This window comes from Pseudomonas sp. AC172, from assembly GCF_979258595.1.
The window spans coordinates 1781160-1796417 of record NZ_OZ409868.1 but is presented as its reverse complement, the minus strand read 5'-3'; the positions used below and the strand labels follow the sequence as shown (position 1 = coordinate 1796417).

Genomic DNA, 15258 nt, shown 5'->3' with positions numbered 1-15258 from the left:
ATGCCGCAGTTCTTTATCGACCACCCGGTGTTTGCCTGGGTCGTCGCGTTGTTCATCCTGTTGGCCGGTGCGCTGGCCATCCCGCAGTTGCCGGTGGCGCAATACCCCGACGTTGCCCCGCCGCAAATCGAGATTTACGCCGTATATCCCGGCGCCTCGGCGCAGACCGTCGATGAAAGCGTAGTCAGCCTGATCGAGGAAGAGCTCAACGGCGCCGATCATTTGCTGTACTTCGAATCGCAAAGCAGCCTCGGCAGCGCGACGATCAAAGCCACGTTCCAGCCGGGCACCAACCCGGAACTGGCGCAGGTCGATGTGCAGAACCGCCTCAAGGTGGTCGAGTCGCGTCTGCCGCAAGCGGTCAATCAGCAAGGTTTGCAGGTCGAAAAGGTCTCGTCCGGTTTCCTGTTGCTGATCACCCTGACGTCCAGCGACGGCAAGCTCGATGACGTCGCGCTCAGTGATTATCTGGCGCGCAACGTGATGAACGAGATCAAGCGTCTGGACGGTGTTGGCAAGGCGCAGTTGTATGGTGCCGAACGGGCCATGCGCATCTGGATCGATCCGCAGAAGCTGATCGCGTTCAACCTGACACCGGCTGACGTCAATGAAGCCATCGTCGCGCAGAACGCTCAGGTCTCCGCCGGCAGCATCGGCGACCTGCCCAATCCGTCGAGCCAGGAAATCACCGCGACCATTCTGGTCAAAGGCCAGTTGTCGACGCCGCAAGAGTTCGCCGACATTGTGCTCAAGGCCAATCGCGACGGCTCGACCGTGCGTATCGGCGATGTCGCACGCGTGGAAATCGGCAGTCAGGAATACCAGTTCGGCACGCGCCTCAACGGCAAGCCGTCCACCGCCGTCGGCGTGCAGCTGTCGCCGGGCGCCAACGCACTGAACACCGCGACACTGGTGCGGGCGAAGATGGATGAGCTGGCACGCTACTTCCCGGCAGGCGTGGAATACAAGATTCCGTACGACACTTCGCCGTTCGTCAAAGTCTCGATCACCAAAGTGGTCTACACCCTGGGCGAAGCGATGCTGCTGGTGTTCGCTGTGATGTTCCTGTTCCTGCAGAACGTGCGCTACACGTTGATCCCGACGCTGGTGGTGCCGGTGGCGCTGATGGGCACATTCGCGACCATGCTGGCGCTGGGCTTCTCGATCAACGTGCTGACCATGTTCGGCATGGTGCTGGCGATTGGCATTCTGGTGGACGACGCCATCGTGGTGGTGGAGAACGTCGAACGGATCATGGCCACCGAGGGCCTGTCGCCCAAGGAAGCCACGCGCAAGGCCATGACCCAGATTACCGGGGCGATCATCGGCATCACCCTGGTGCTGGTAGCGGTGTTTATTCCGATGGCGTTCATGCAGGGCTCGGTCGGGGTGATTTACCAGCAGTTCTCGCTGTCGATGGCGACGTCGATTCTGTTCTCGGCGTTCCTCGCCCTGACCCTGACGCCGGCACTGTGCGCGACGCTGCTCAAGCCGATTGCCAAGGGTGAGCATCATGAAAAGTCCGGGTTCTTCGGCTGGTTCAACCGCCGTTTCGAGCGCTTGACCGATCGCTATCAAGGCTGGGTCGGCTATGCGCTGAAACGCAGTGGCCGTTATCTGCTGATCTACGTGGTGCTGCTGATCGGACTCGGCCTGTGCTTCGCGCGCCTGCCCTCCTCGTTCCTGCCGGTGGAAGATCAGGGCTACACCATCACCGATATTCAACTGCCGCCCGGTGCCACCAAAAATCGTACAGTGGCCGTTGCGGAACAGCTTGAGGCGCATAACGCCGGCGAGCCGGGGATCAGTGACAGTGTGGTCATTCTCGGCTTCAGCTTCTCCGGTAGCGGCCAGAACGCAGCATTAGCGTTTTCGACGCTGAAGGACTGGTCGCAGCGTGGCAGCGATGATTCCGCCAGCTCGATTGCCGATCGCGCCAACATCGCGCTGAGCGAGATCAAGGACGCCATGGCGTTCTCGGTACTGCCACCGCCCGTGGATGGCCTCGGTACGTCCAGCGGTTTCGAGTTCCGCTTGCAGGATCGCGGTGGTCTTGGCCATGCGACTTTGATGCAGGCGCGCACCGAACTGCTCGCAGCCGCCGAAAAAAGTCCGGTGCTGATGAACGTGCGCGAAAGTGCGCTGGCCGAAGCGCCGCAAGTGCAATTGATCGTGGATCGTAAACAGGCGAATGCCTTGGGTGTTTCGTTTGCCGACATTGGCAACGTGCTGTCCACTGCGGTCGGCTCCAGCTACATCAACGACTTCCCCAATCAGGGGCGCATGCAGCGCGTTGTCGTGCAGGCTGAAGGCGATCAACGCAGCCAGGTCGCCGATCTGTTGAAAATGCATGTGCGCAACAACGCCGGGCACATGGTGCCGCTGTCGGCGTTTGTGCAGGCCAACTGGATTCAGGGCCCGGCGCAGTTGACCCGTTACAACGGTTACCCGGCGATCGCGATTTCCGGCGAACCGTCACCGGGGCACAGTACCGGTGAGGCCATGGCGGAAATTGAACGTCTGGTAGCGCAGGGGCCGAAAGGTCTGGGTCAGGAATGGACCGGGCTGTCGTTGCAGGAACGCTTGTCCGGCAACCAGGCCCCGATCCTGCTGGGCCTGTCGTTGCTGGTGGTGTTCCTGTGTCTGGCGGCGCTGTACGAGAGCTGGTCGATTCCGACTTCGGTGTTGCTGGTGGTGCCGCTGGGCGTGCTCGGCGCGGTGCTGGCGGTGACGTTGCGCGGCATGCCCAACGATGTGTTCTTCAAGGTTGGTCTGATTACCATCATCGGTCTGTCGGCGAAGAACGCGATCCTGATCATCGAGTTCGCCAAGAGCCTGTATGACGAAGGTCACGACCTGATCGATGCAACGTTGCAGGCAGCGCGGTTGCGTCTGCGGCCGATCGTGATGACTTCGCTGGCGTTCATTCTTGGCGTGGTGCCATTGGCCATCGCCGCGGGTGCCAGCTCGGCGAGCCAGCAAGCGATCGGCACCGGCGTGATCGGTGGGATGATCACCGCGACGCTGGCGGTGATCTTCGTCCCGGTCTTCTTCGTCGTCGTCATGAAGCTCGTACAACGCTTCACCAAACCCCACTGATCTTAATTGTGGGAGCGAGCCTGCTCGCGAAAGCGTCGGTACATTCAACGTCGATGTTGACTGACCGGACGCCTTCGCGAGCAGGCTCGCTCCCACAGGGATTCTGCAAACATCCAGCGCTGTGGTCACACCTGCCATCGCTGGGCTAAGGTGTCTGAACCACCCTGGCCCATCGAGTCCCCATGCGCTTCCTCGCCCGCACCCACCCTCGCCTGTCTGCCGCCGCCCTGCTCGGCCTTGCCACCGGACTCCTCGTCCCCGTCGATTCCATTGTCAGCAAAATCCTTATTGGCTGGAACGCTGGCGTCTGGACTTACCTGATCCTGATGTTCTGGCTGACCGTGCGCGCCAAGGCTCCGGACGTCAAACGCATCGCTGAAGTCGAAGACGAAAACGCCGGGCTGGTGCTGTTCGTGGTGTGCATCGCCGCGCTGGCGAGTTTGGCGACCATCACCTTCGAGCTTGCTGGCAGCAAAGACCTGGAAACCACGCGCAAGCTCATGCATTACGGTTTCACCGCACTGACCGTGATCGGATCGTGGTTGCTGATCGGGGTTATTTTCTGCGTGCACTACGCGCGGTTGTATTACACCTGGGATGGCAAGGAACCGGCGCTGCGCTTCGCCGAAGGGCTGACTACCCCCAATTATTGGGACTTCTTGTACTTCTCGTTCACCATCGGCGTGGCCGTGCAGACTGCCGATGTCGGCGTGGCCACCCGCGATATCCGCAAAATCGTCCTCGCGCAATCGTTGATCGGCTTCGTGTTCAACACCGCGATTCTGGGCTTTTCGATCAACATCGCTGCCGGTTTGTTCGGCTGACTCAATCCCGCTTGTCGGCATTGACTGTTCGTCAGGTGATCATTCACTTGACGGAAGATTTGTTTTTGGTGTTTCCTGAAACCGGTTTCAGCACTGCTTGCAGACGCGCAACCTATAAATCCAATAACAAGGTTTCAGACCGTGAACGACTTCTCCGCCGCCCAGCGCAGCCGCGTGACCATGCTTGATGTCGCTGAACGCGCTGGCGTATCCAAGGCCAGCGTCTCGCGCTTCATTGGCGATGATCGCGCCCTGCTCTCCGATGCCATTGCCCTGCGCATCGAGCAGGCAATTGGCGAACTCGGCTACCGCCCAAACCAGATGGCTCGCGGCCTGAAACGCGGGCGTACCCGCCTGATCGGCATGCTGGTGGCCGACATTCGTAATCCTTATTCGATTGCCGTGATGCACGGGGTGGAAACCGCCTGCCGTACGCACGGCTACAGCCTGGTGGTGTGCAACACCGACCGCGATGACGAGCAGGAACGCCAGCACCTGGCGCTGTTGCGCTCGTACAACATCGAAGGGCTGATCGTGAACACCCTGGGCCATCACCGTAACGAACTGCACGAGTTGCGCAGCGAGATGCCGCTGGTGTTGGTGGATCGCAAGGTCGACGGGCTCGACAGTGACATGGTCGGGCTGAATAACCCGCAAGCCGTGGAGATGGCGATCACGCATCTCGAGCAGCGTGGTTATCGGGATCTGGTGCTGGTGACTGAACCGTATGACGGCACCAGTTCGCGGATTGAGCGGGTCAGCAGTTTTCAGGCACAGATTGCCCAGCGGCCGGCGCTGACTGGGGTGGTGCTGGAAACCGGCGATGATCTGAGCGCACAACTTCAAATTTTCTTGAATACCCCCGGCAATGGCCCGAAAGCGCTGTTTTGCGCCAATGGTGTGGCAGCGTTGGCCGCGACGACGGATTTGCGCCAGATGGGTTGCCGATTGTTTGAGGATGTCGGGCTGATTGCCCTGGATGATCTGGATTGGTATCCGTTGGTGGGCAGCGGGATTACCGCGCTGGCTCAACCGACGGCAGAGATTGGCGCGCGGGCGTTTGAGTGTCTGCTCAAGCGTTTGCGTGGGGATGACGAGGTGGCGCGGGTGGTGGATTTTGCGTCGGTGCTGGTTGAGCGTGGGTCGACCCGTGAGGTTGGCGGCGTCTGATCTGACGCTATCGCTGGCAAGCCAGCTCCCACAGGTTTAGAGGTGTACCAAGCCTTTGTGTACGACCCGAACACTGTGGGAGCTGGCTTGCCAGCGATGAGGCCCAAAAGAACAACACAGAAACATCTGATATTTTTTTGAACAAAAATGAAACCGGTTTCAGAGGTCAATAACAATGAATAAACCCGCCGTTTCCATCAGTCTGTCCAGCTACGGCGCCGAGCTTGTGCGCCAGCGCGGGCAGGACGCTTTCATCGATGTTCTGGCTGCGGCCGGGGCCGATCGCATTGAGTGGCGCGAGGAGCTGCTGACGCGTGAAGACCCCGCGCAACTGGCGCAGGCCACCCAGGCGCAGGGCCTGCAAAGCATCTATTCCTCACCCACCGAACTGTGGCTGGCCGGTCAGGCACAACCGAATCCCGAACTGATCACCGCGCTGCAACAGGCCGAAGCGTTCGGTTCGAAATGGTTGAAGGTGTCTCTCGGCTACTTCACCGACAACAACGATCTGCAGGCCTTGGCCGAGCGTTTGAAACACAGCCCGGTGCAGTTGCTGGTGGAGAACGACCAGACTTTACATGGCGGGCGCATCGAGCCATTTCAGCGTTTCTTCGCTGCCGTCGAGCAACACAACTTGCCGATCAAGATGACTTTCGACATTGGCAACTGGCAGTGGCAGGACCAGTCCGCCGCCAGCGCTGCCCGCCTGCTCGGCCGGCATGTCGGCTATGTCCACTGCAAAGCCGTTGCCCGTCGCGCCGACGGCAAACTGGTCGCGGTGCCACCCGCCGTCAGTGACCTGCATCTATGGGAACAACTGTTGCGGCACATGGCCCAAGGCGTTATGCGCGCGGCCGAATACCCGTTGCAGGGCGATGACCTGGTGCAACTGACCGCCGAGCACGTCGCCGCCCTCGCCCGCCTCGGCCAATCCCGTCTGGAGCCTGCCCATGTCTGAGATCGATATTCTCTCGTTCGGCGAAACCATGGCGATGCTGGTCGCCGAGCAGACCGGTGATCTGGCGGCGGTCGAGCACTTCCACAAACGCATTGCCGGGGCCGACAGCAATGTCGCGATCGGGCTGTCGCGGCTGGGTTTCAACGTCGCGTGGCTGAGTCGGGTTGGCAATGACTCGCTTGGGCGTTTTGTGGTCGAGACCCTGATCAAGGAAGGCCTGGATTGCAGCCATGTCGATGTCGATCAACAGCACCCGACCGGTTTCCAGTTCAAATCGCGCAACGACGATGGCAGCGACCCGCAGGTCGAGTATTTCCGGCGCGGTTCGGCGGCCAGTCATCTGTCGCCGCAGTCGATCACCGACAGCCTGCTGAGCGCCCGCCATCTGCACGCCACCGGCATTCCACCGGCGCTCTCCGCCTCGGCGCGGGAGATGTCCTTCGAACTGATGACGCGCATGCGCAATGCCGGGCGCAGCGTGTCGTTCGACCCCAATCTGCGCCCGAGCCTGTGGGCCAGCGAACGCGAAATGATCACCGAAATCAACCGCCTCGCCGCCCTCGCCCATTGGGTGTTGCCGGGGCTGAGTGAAGGTCGCTTGCTGACTGGTTTTGACGATCCGGCGGACATTGCGGCGTTTTATCTCGACCAAGGTGCAGAGGCCGTGGCGATCAAGCTTGGCCCGGAAGGCGCTTATTACCGAACGCATCTGGCGTCGGGATTTGTCGCGGGCGTGCCGGTGGCCAATGTGGTCGACACAGTCGGTGCCGGTGATGGCTTTGCGGTGGGGATGATCAGTGCCCTGCTGGAACATCTGAGTTTTGCCGAGGCGGTGCAGCGCGCGAACTGGATTGGCAGTCGGGCGGTGCAGAGTCGCGGGGATATGGAAGGGTTGCCGACACGCCTGGAATTATCCGTTGAGTTTGGGGCCGCCTTCGCGAGCAAGCTCGCTCCCGGTTTTGAAATGCATTCCCCTGTGGGAGCGAGCTTGCTCGCGAAGAGGCCAGCCTGATCACCGCAAACAATTGAACCTGCTGCGACAAAAACAACAAGCTCAGGAGCAAGACCCATGAAAACCGCAACACTCGCCACCCGCCGCTGGTGGTACATCATGCCGATCGTGTTCATCACCTACAGCCTGGCGTATCTCGATCGGGCCAACTACGGCTTCGCCGCCGCGTCCGGCATGGCTGCCGACCTGATGATCACCCCGGGCCTGTCGTCGCTGCTCGGCGCGCTGTTCTTTCTCGGTTACTTCTTCTTCCAGGTACCCGGTGCGATCTACGCGCAAAAGCACAGCGTGAAGAAGCTGATTTTCATCAGCCTGATTCTCTGGGGTGGTCTCGCCACATTGACCGGCGTGGTCTCCAACGCCTATTGGCTGATCGTCATCCGCTTCATGCTCGGCGTGGTTGAAGCGGCGGTAATGCCAGCGATGCTGGTGTATCTGTGCCATTGGTTCACCCGTGCCGAACGCTCGCGCGCCAACACCTTTCTGATCCTCGGTAACCCGGTGACGATGCTGTGGATGTCAGTGGTTTCGGGATATCTGGTGCAGCATTTCAGCTGGCGCTGGATGTTCATCATCGAAGGTCTGCCGGCGGTGCTCTGGGCATTTATCTGGTGGCGTCTGGCCGATGATCGTCCTGCCCAGGCCAAGTGGCTGAGCGATCAGGAGAAGCAGGATCTGGAAAGCGCTCTGGCCGCCGAACAGGTCGGCATCAAAGCGGTGAAGAATTACGCCGAGGCGTTCCGTTCGCCGAAGGTGATCATTCTGGCGCTGCAGTTTTTCTGCTGGAGCATCGGTGTCTACGGCTTTGTGCTGTGGCTGCCGTCAATCCTCAAGGCCGGCGCGAAAATGGACATGATCGAAGCAGGCTGGCTGTCGGCACTGCCGTATCTGGCGGCAGTGATCGGCATGCTTTTGGTGTCGTGGGGCTCGGACAAATTGCAGAAGCGCAAACGCTTCGTCTGGCCGCCGCTGCTGATCGCGTCCATCGCGTTTTACGGTTCTTACGCACTGGGCGCTGAGCATTTCTGGTGGTCGTACACGCTGCTGGTAATTGCCGGCGCGTGCATGTACGCGCCTTACGGGCCGTTCTTTGCCATCGTCCCGGAAATTCTCCCGGCCAACGTTGCCGGTGGCGCGATGGCGCTGATCAACAGCATGGGCGCGCTCGGTTCGTTCGGCGGCTCGTATCTGGTCGGTTATCTGAACAGCTCCACCGGTTCGCCCGGCGCTTCGTATCTGCTGATGAGTAGCGCGTTGCTGCTGTCGGTGGTGCTGACGATTTTTCTCAAGCCCGGCGCCAGTGATCGCGTCGTCGCCAAAGCCGCTGCCACGCGTACCGTGCCAGCGCATTCCTGAAGAGACTTCTGCCATGAAAAAACAGGTCGTGTTGTACAAGAAGCTTTCGCCCGCGCTGATGGCGCTTTTGCAAGAACAGTGCGAGGTGACACTGATCGACAGCCTCGACGCCGACGGACTGATGCAACTGCGCGACGCCCTGCCCCGTGCCCACGGCTTGCTTGGTGCCAGCCTGAAACTCGACGCGGCGTTGCTCGATCTGGCGCCGCAACTTGAGGCTATCGCTAGCGTTTCGGTGGGTGTCGACAACTACGACATCGCTTACCTGAGCCAACGCAAGATCCTCCTGAGCAACACTCCGGATGTGCTCACCGAAACCACCGCCGACACCGGTTTCGCGCTGATCCTCGCCGCCGCCCGGCGTGTGGTGGAACTGGCGAACATGGTGCGCAGCGGCCAATGGAACCGCAACATTGGCCCGGCGCATTTCGGCACTGATGTGCATGGCAAGACGCTTGGGATTATCGGCATGGGCCGTATCGGCGAGGCGTTGGCGCAGCGTGGGCATTTCGGGTTTGGCATGCCGGTGATCTATCACAGCCAGTCGCGCAAACCGGCGGTCGAGGCGCGATTCGATGCGCAATATCGCAGCCTTGAGGATCTGCTGAAACACGCCGACTTCATTTGCCTGACCTTGCCGCTGACAGCGCAGACCGAAAAGTTGATTGGCGCTGAGCAGTTTGCGCTGATGCGCCCGGAAAGCATCTTCATCAACATCTCGCGGGGCAAGGTGGTGGATGAGGCGGCGATGATTGATGCACTGCGCCAGCAGCGGATTCGTGCGGCGGGGCTGGATGTGTTCGAGCGTGAGCCGTTGAATCATGACTCGCCATTGTTGCAATTGAATAATGTGTTGGCGACGCCGCACATGGGTTCGGCGACGCATGAAACGCGCGAGGCGATGGCGCGCTGTGCGGTGGAGAATCTGCTCGCGGCGCTGGCGGGGGAGAAACCGGCGAATCTGGTGAATCCGTCGGCCTGGCAGGGCTGAGATCCTCATTGCCGGATCTGGCCTCATCGCTGGCAAGCCAGCTCCCACAGGTTTCTCGGGCGGACACAAATATCATGTCCACCTCAAATCCCTGTGGGAGCTGGCTTGCCAGCGATGGGGCCGGTACAGGCAACACAAAACCATCAGGCACTGCGCATCTGCAGAAGCTGCGCCGCACATAGCGCAATCCGCGCACAGGCATCCGCCAGTTTCACCCGGTCCAGCACCAAACCAATGCGAATATGCCCCGCCGCACTCGGCCCGAACGCCTCACCAGCGAGGACCGAAACCCCATAGCCTTCCAGCAACTGCTCGGCAAACGCCTGAGCGCCCAGGCCCGTCTGACGCACATCAACCATCACAAACATGCCGCCATCCGGGCGAATCGGGTACAACCCCGGACAACCGTTTAGACGTTCGCAGACCAGATCCCGCCGCAGGCGATATTCATCGCGCATTTGCGTCACTTCAGGCAGGTCTGACTGCAACGCAATCTCCGCGGATTTCTGCACAAAATCCGGCAACCCAAACAACATGCTCAGCGACAAATTGACCAAATGCCCGGCCAGCGATTTCGGCCCGATCATCCAGCCGATGCGCCAACCGGTCATGGCGTGGGATTTCGACAGGCTGTTGATGGTCGCCGTGCGCTCAGCCATGCCCGGCAGACTCGCCGGACTGACGTGCTGCCCTTCGTAAAGCAGTTCGCTGTAGACCTCGTCGCTGATCAGCCACAAGTCATGCCGCACGCACAGAGCCGCCAGTTCCTGCCAGATCAGCAGTGAAAGGCTCGCGCCGCTGGGATTGTTCGGACTGTTGAGCAGCATGGCGCGGGTTTTCGGGGTGATCCGCGCAGCGACATCGAGCGGGTCAACGCGAAAGCCGTTTTCCGGCCGCACCGGCACCGGGACCACCGTCGCGCCGCAAGCGCCGAACACGCCTTCGTAGGTGACATACATCGGTTCGGCAACAATCACTTCATCGCCCGGATCCAGCAAACATTGCGCCACCGAATACACCGCGCATTGCGCGCCGGGCATGATGATCACATGGTCGGCCTCCACCGCTTGCCCGCTGCGTCGACGATGGCGTTCGGCGATCAGCGTGCGCAGTGCCAAACGGCCACGTACTTCGGAGTAATGGGTATCGCCGGCCAACAAACTGTCGATCGCGCCGTGGACAATCGGCAGAGGCGTGTCGAAATCCGGATCGCCGATGCTCAGCAGCAGGATATCGACACCCTCGGCGCGCAACTCCAGCGCTCGGTCGTGAATCTGCCAGGCGGCTGCCCCCTCGCCGGCAATTCGTTGGGTCAAGGCTGAATAGCGCATGTACGTCTCCTGATTGCGCGGTCTCCAGCCTTCACCGTATCTCAAATCACGAAACGCGCCACCATGGCGTTCAAATCCACCGCCAGACGCGACAGTTCGTGGGTCGCAGCGCTGGTCTGATTGGCCCCGGCGGCCGATTGCGTGGCCAGATCGCGGATGTTGACGAGGTTGCGGTCGACCTCGCGCGAGACTTGCGCCTGTTCTTCCGAGGCGCTGGCAATCACCAGGTTGCGTTCGTTGATCTGATGGATCGATTGGGTGATCTGCTCCAGCGCTACGCCGGCCGCGCGGGCCATTTCCAGGGTCGACTGGGTGCGCTGGTTGCTTTGCTGCATCGACGACACCGCTTCGCCGGTGCCGTTTTGAATGCCGGCGACCATTTTTTCGATTTCCTGAGTCGACTGCGCCGTGCGATGGGCCAACGCCCGCACTTCGTCTGCGACCACGGCAAAACCACGTCCGGCTTCCCCGGCGCGCGCCGCTTCGATCGCTGCGTTGAGCGCCAGCAGGTTGGTCTGTTCGGCAATGGCGCGGATCACGTCGAGGACTTTACCGATGTCGCGGCCCTGCGCGGCGAGGCCTTCGATCATTTGCGCGGTGTTCTGCACGTCGTGGGTCATGGTCTGGATCGCGTCGACGGTTTTCACCACTTGATCGCGACCTTCGCGGGCGGCGTGGGTCGACTGGTTCGAGGCTTCGGAAGTCGACACGGCGTTGCGTGCGACTTCCTCGACGGCGGCGGTCATTTCGTTGACGGCGGTGGCGGCTTGCTCGATTTCGTTGTTCTGCTGCTGCAGGCCACGGGAGGCTTCCTCGGTCACCGCGCTGAGCTCTTCGGCGGCAGCGCCCAGTTGCGTGGCGGAGCCGGCGATCTGTTCGATGGTTTTGCGCAGGTTATTCTGCATCGCCGCGAGCGCTTCCAGCAGGCGGGCCGGTTCGTCTTTGCCGTCGATTTCGATTGCTTTGGTCAGGTTGCCGCTGGCGATGGTTTGTGCGGCCTGCACGGCGCGGTTTAGCGGCGTGACGATGCTGCGGGTCAGCAGCCAGGCCAGCAACACGGTGGCCAGCGCCGCCACTACGGCGACAATAATGATCCCGGTGATGGCGCTGTCGTAGTGTTCACCGGCCTGGATCGACGCAGCTTTAGCGTCAGCGGCGTTGATCGCGATCAGTTTGTTGAGCTGCTCGCCCATCTGGTCGGTGCCGTCCTTGATCCGCGTGTTGATCAGGGTGCGCATCTCGTCGAGTTTGTCCTGGCGCGACAGGTCCATCATCTGGTTCTGCGCTTGCAGGTAGTTGTCCAGCGTGGTCGCGAAGCTCTGGTACAACGCCCGTTCTTCCGGACCGGCCGGCAATGCGGCGTAACTGGCCTGCGCGGCGCGAACCTTGTCGACCAGAACGCCGATGCGGGTCTGCGCCTCCTGCAAACCGGCCGCTTCGCGGTTGACCAGCACACGGAACGACAGAATCCGCAGACGCAGAACGTTTTCAGTCACCACGCTGAGCTGGGTCACGCTGGGAAGTTGCGTCGAATCCATCTCGACGGAGGCCTGACGGATGATCGACATGCGGTTAACGGCGAACACGCCGAGCACGATCACCAACAAGGCGATAAAGGCAAAACCGAGGAAGGCACGGGGCGCGATATTCAGGTTACGCAGGGACATAGTTGAGCTCTCGAAAGATAGAAACTACGAGCGTCCATGCGTCATCACTGGCCCGAGGGGACGGGCTTCAGTCCGGCGTCACTGTTTTAGGAAGTTATGTGCGCGCCTGTTAGCTGTATCGGCCAGGCTTTAGGAAGATTGCGGGTCAAGCGCAACTTTTTTTCAGGGTGTTACAAGATTGAAACACCCTGTGCACCTGTTTCACACGTTGTGTTTGGCCATTTGCCAAACGCGGGCAATGTCAGTCGCACGTTCACGCAACAGGCGCGGTGCTTCGGCGCAGGCCTGCTCCAGCGTCATCGGGCCACTGGTCACAGCGAATGCCGCATCGATGCCATGATCGTAGAGTTCCTGATAACCCTCGCCCAAGGTCCCGGCGATGACAATCACTGGTACGCCCTGCTGTTTGGCAATCCGCGCAACCCCGAACGGCGTCTTGCCGCGCAAGGTCTGGGCATCGAAGCGCCCTTCCCCGGTGATTACCAGGTCGGCACCTTTAACGGCTTCGGCGAGGCCGACCAGCTCGGCCACCACTTCGACCCCGGCTTGAAATTGCGCGCCGAGAAAAGCCTTGGCCGCAAACCCAAGACCACCCGCCGCACCGCAGCCCGGCTCGTCACGAACATCTTTGCCCAACGCATGTGCGCAGAGTTCGGCGAAGTGCCCCAACGCCTGATCGAGTTGCTGCACTTGCGCAGGAGATGCACCTTTCTGCGGGCCGAAAATCGCCGACGCACCGTGCGGGCCACACAGCGGGTTGTTGACGTCAGCAGCGATATCGAAACGCACCTGCGCCAGACGCGGGTCGAGTTCGCTCAGGTCCAGCTTCGCCAGTTGCGCCAACGCCAGACCGCCGGGCACCAGCGACTGACGCTGCGCATCGAGCAACTTCACGCCAAGCGCTTGCATTGCCCCAGCGCCGCCATCATTGGTCGCACTGCCGCCAATCGCCAGAATCACCCGTTGCGCGCCGGCATCCAGTGCTGCGCGAATCAGTTCGCCGGTACCGAAGGTGCTGCTGATGCAGGCATCGCGTTGGCCGAGCGGTACCAATTGCAGGCCGCTGGCCTCGGCCATTTCGATGATCGCTGTGTGGTTGTGTGGCAACCAGCCCCACGCCGCATCGACCGGTGCACCCATCGGGCCACGCACACGAGTGCGGCGAAGTTCGCCTTCGCAGGCCGCAAGAATCGATTCGACCGTGCCTTCGCCGCCGTCGGCCATCGGGCATTTGATCATCGTTGCCTGCGGCCAGACCTGGGCCAGACCGAGGGCAATGGCTTCGGCGACGCCTTGGGCACTGAGGCTGTCCTTGAACGAGTCGGGGGCGATGACGATCTTCATGCGATTTCTCCGGTTGCAATGCCCCTCATGCTGCCAGTCTGCCTGCGCGTTGACGCCGGTCCGCTGCACAAGTGGCGGGGGCGTTTATTGTTCATTTTCACAAAAAAGATTTTTGTTGAAGGCGCTGACGCCTTCGCGAGCAAGCTCGCTCCCACATTTGAAATGCGTTCCCCTGTGGGAGCGAGCTTGCTCGCGAAGGCATCCTTAAAGGCGCCCAATCAGTTCTGATCGGTCTGGGGAAGAAGCTGCACCCCCAGATAAAGCGCCAGCATCCCGTCCAGCCTTAACGGATCAACCCCGCTCAACTCGGCAATCCGCTCCATCCGATAACGCAAGCTGTTGCGATGAATCCCCAACGCATCGGCACACGCCTGACTCTGGCCATCGTGCTCGCACCAACTGCGCAGCGTCGCCAGTAACTGGCCGTTGCTGTCCTTGGCAATCACTTTGCGCAGGGGTTTGAGCAGTTCGTCCAGTGCGTCGTCATTGCGATGCCGCCACAGCATCACCGGCAAGCGATAGCGGTTTAGCGTCAGCAAACGCGAATGCGGCAACACTTCGCGGCCATAGGCGAGCAAATCACCGACTCGCCGATAACAACGGCGCAGCCCCGCCAGTCCATCGGCCTGCCCGCCTACGGCGATGCGCAGAACCTTCCAGCCCAGACCATCGAGTTTTTCCAGCAGGCGATTATGCTCGACATGCTGACTCGCCGGCCGACACCACAGCAGTGACGACTTCGCCGAACTTACGCACCAACTGTCGGGATAACGCAACATCAGCCAGGCACTCAACGCCTCAACGGTTTGCCCCGGCCCGTGTTCAAGACCCAGTTCGAACAGGTACGGCACCCGCGTCAATTGCGGTTTTAGCCCGAGTTGCTGCGCTTCATCGAGCAGACGCGGCGAGTCCCCCGCCTCGCTCAACAGCAACGCCAGCAGATCGTCGCAACGCTGGCGCCGCCATTGCTGCTCGGCCTGCTGATTGCGCTGGCCGACGAGCATTTCGGCGGTCATACGCACCAGTTCGGCGTACGTACGCAACTGCTCTGGCTCACCGGTGATGCCGAGCACACCGATCAAGCGCTGATCGAGTAACAGCGGCAGGTTGATCCCGGGTTGCACGCCTTTCAAATGCACAGCGGTCTGCGCGTCGATCTCGACCACGCGACCGTTGGCCAGCACCAGTTGCGCACCCTCGTGACGGGTGTTGATGCGCTCCGGCTCACCGCTGCCGAGGATCAGCCCCTGGCTGTCCATGACGTTGACGTTGTAGGGCAAAATGGCCATGGCCCGGTCGACGATGTCCTGGGCGAGGTCGTGATCGAGTTCGAACATAGCGGCGGCAATCCTTGATTTATGGCACTGGCGGTTGTTCACCCGCACAGGGTCTGGCGGCAAACCCTGTGCTCAGGCACAAAGACAATCCGGCCAAAGGTGACCGAGACTCTCGGGGCGATCAACGTTACCCTTTGCATCGCAAAAAATCATAATAAAGAGAGAGCCG

At 61.0% G+C, this 15258-nt stretch carries 11 protein-coding genes; 7 read left to right on the top strand and 4 right to left on the bottom strand.

Annotation, left to right across the window (positions count from 1 at the left end; all coding sequences use genetic code 11):
- The 7 genes from ACZ0A4_RS08095 (at position 1) to ACZ0A4_RS08065 (ending at position 9410) form a co-directional block, all read left to right on the top strand.
- Positions 1-3099, top strand: a complete 3099-nt coding sequence (locus ACZ0A4_RS08095; protein ID WP_463573986.1) for a multidrug efflux RND transporter permease subunit — start codon at positions 1-3, stop codon at positions 3097-3099.
- A 182-nt stretch (positions 3100-3281) separates the two neighbouring features.
- Positions 3282-3923 carry a DUF1345 domain-containing protein gene (locus tag ACZ0A4_RS08090; protein WP_463573985.1) on the top strand — a complete coding sequence of 214 codons (642 nt, stop codon included), beginning with the start codon at positions 3282-3284 and terminating at the stop codon, positions 3921-3923.
- Between the two features lie 141 nt (positions 3924-4064).
- Complete coding sequence (locus ACZ0A4_RS08085; RefSeq protein WP_463573984.1) at positions 4065-5093, top strand: LacI family DNA-binding transcriptional regulator; 1029 nt, start codon at positions 4065-4067, stop codon at positions 5091-5093.
- Positions 5094-5268: 175 nt separating this feature from the next.
- A complete protein-coding gene (locus ACZ0A4_RS08080; RefSeq protein ID WP_463573983.1) occupies positions 5269-6051 on the top strand; it encodes a sugar phosphate isomerase/epimerase family protein in 783 nt (260 codons plus the stop codon).
- Entirely contained in the window at positions 6044-7063 is a 1020-nt protein-coding gene (locus ACZ0A4_RS08075) for a sugar kinase (RefSeq protein ID WP_463573982.1), read from the top strand. Before ACZ0A4_RS08080 ends, ACZ0A4_RS08075 begins: the two co-directional genes overlap by 8 nt.
- Positions 7064-7120: 57 nt before the next feature.
- Positions 7121-8419 (top strand): MFS transporter, encoded by a 1299-nt coding sequence (locus tag ACZ0A4_RS08070; protein ID WP_463573981.1) that lies wholly within the window; start codon positions 7121-7123, stop codon positions 8417-8419.
- 13 nt (positions 8420-8432) lie between these two features.
- Positions 8433-9410 (top strand): 2-hydroxyacid dehydrogenase, encoded by a 978-nt coding sequence (locus ACZ0A4_RS08065; RefSeq protein ID WP_463573980.1) that lies wholly within the window; start codon positions 8433-8435, stop codon positions 9408-9410.
- 143 nt (positions 9411-9553) lie between these two features.
- Here the strand turns inward: ACZ0A4_RS08065 and ACZ0A4_RS08060 are convergent, their stop codons facing one another.
- The 4 genes from ACZ0A4_RS08060 to ACZ0A4_RS08045 all read right to left on the bottom strand — a co-directional run bounded on the left by ACZ0A4_RS08060 (position 9554) and on the right by ACZ0A4_RS08045 (position 15089).
- The gene (locus ACZ0A4_RS08060; RefSeq protein ID WP_463573979.1) at positions 9554-10741 is read right to left on the bottom strand and encodes a pyridoxal phosphate-dependent aminotransferase; all 1188 of its coding nucleotides are present in this window, start codon (positions 10739-10741) and stop codon (positions 9554-9556) included.
- A 41-nt stretch (positions 10742-10782) separates the two neighbouring features.
- The gene (locus tag ACZ0A4_RS08055; protein ID WP_463573978.1) at positions 10783-12408 is read right to left on the bottom strand and encodes a methyl-accepting chemotaxis protein; all 1626 of its coding nucleotides are present in this window, start codon (positions 12406-12408) and stop codon (positions 10783-10785) included.
- Between the two features lie 201 nt (positions 12409-12609).
- A complete protein-coding gene (locus tag ACZ0A4_RS08050) occupies positions 12610-13752 on the bottom strand; it encodes a glycerate kinase (protein ID WP_463573977.1) in 1143 nt (380 codons plus the stop codon).
- Between the two features lie 218 nt (positions 13753-13970).
- On the bottom strand, positions 13971-15089 hold the full coding sequence (locus ACZ0A4_RS08045; protein WP_463573976.1) for a sugar diacid recognition domain-containing protein: 1119 nt from the start codon (positions 15087-15089) through the stop codon (positions 13971-13973).
- Between the last annotated feature and the right edge of the window lie 169 nt (positions 15090-15258).

Bases quoted from the DNA above. Each gene is read 5' to 3' on its own strand.
- ACZ0A4_RS08095 (WP_463573986.1), top strand. From the start codon at position 1: ATGCCGCAGTTCTTTATCGACCACCCGGTGTTTGCCTGGGTCGTCGCG.
- ACZ0A4_RS08075 (WP_463573982.1), top strand. From the start codon at position 6,044: ATGTCTGAGATCGATATTCTCTCGTTCGGCGAAACCATGGCGATGCTG.
- ACZ0A4_RS08065 (WP_463573980.1), top strand. From the start codon at position 8,433: ATGAAAAAACAGGTCGTGTTGTACAAGAAGCTTTCGCCCGCGCTGATG.
- ACZ0A4_RS08070 (WP_463573981.1), top strand. From the start codon at position 7,121: ATGAAAACCGCAACACTCGCCACCCGCCGCTGGTGGTACATCATGCCG.
- ACZ0A4_RS08045 (WP_463573976.1), bottom strand. From the start codon at position 15,089: ATGTTCGAACTCGATCACGACCTCGCCCAGGACATCGTCGACCGGGCC.
- ACZ0A4_RS08060 (WP_463573979.1), bottom strand. From the start codon at position 10,741: ATGCGCTATTCAGCCTTGACCCAACGAATTGCCGGCGAGGGGGCAGCC.
- ACZ0A4_RS08055 (WP_463573978.1), bottom strand. From the start codon at position 12,408: ATGTCCCTGCGTAACCTGAATATCGCGCCCCGTGCCTTCCTCGGTTTT.
- ACZ0A4_RS08090 (WP_463573985.1), top strand. From the start codon at position 3,282: ATGCGCTTCCTCGCCCGCACCCACCCTCGCCTGTCTGCCGCCGCCCTG.
- ACZ0A4_RS08080 (WP_463573983.1), top strand. From the start codon at position 5,269: ATGAATAAACCCGCCGTTTCCATCAGTCTGTCCAGCTACGGCGCCGAG.
- ACZ0A4_RS08050 (WP_463573977.1), bottom strand. From the start codon at position 13,752: ATGAAGATCGTCATCGCCCCCGACTCGTTCAAGGACAGCCTCAGTGCC.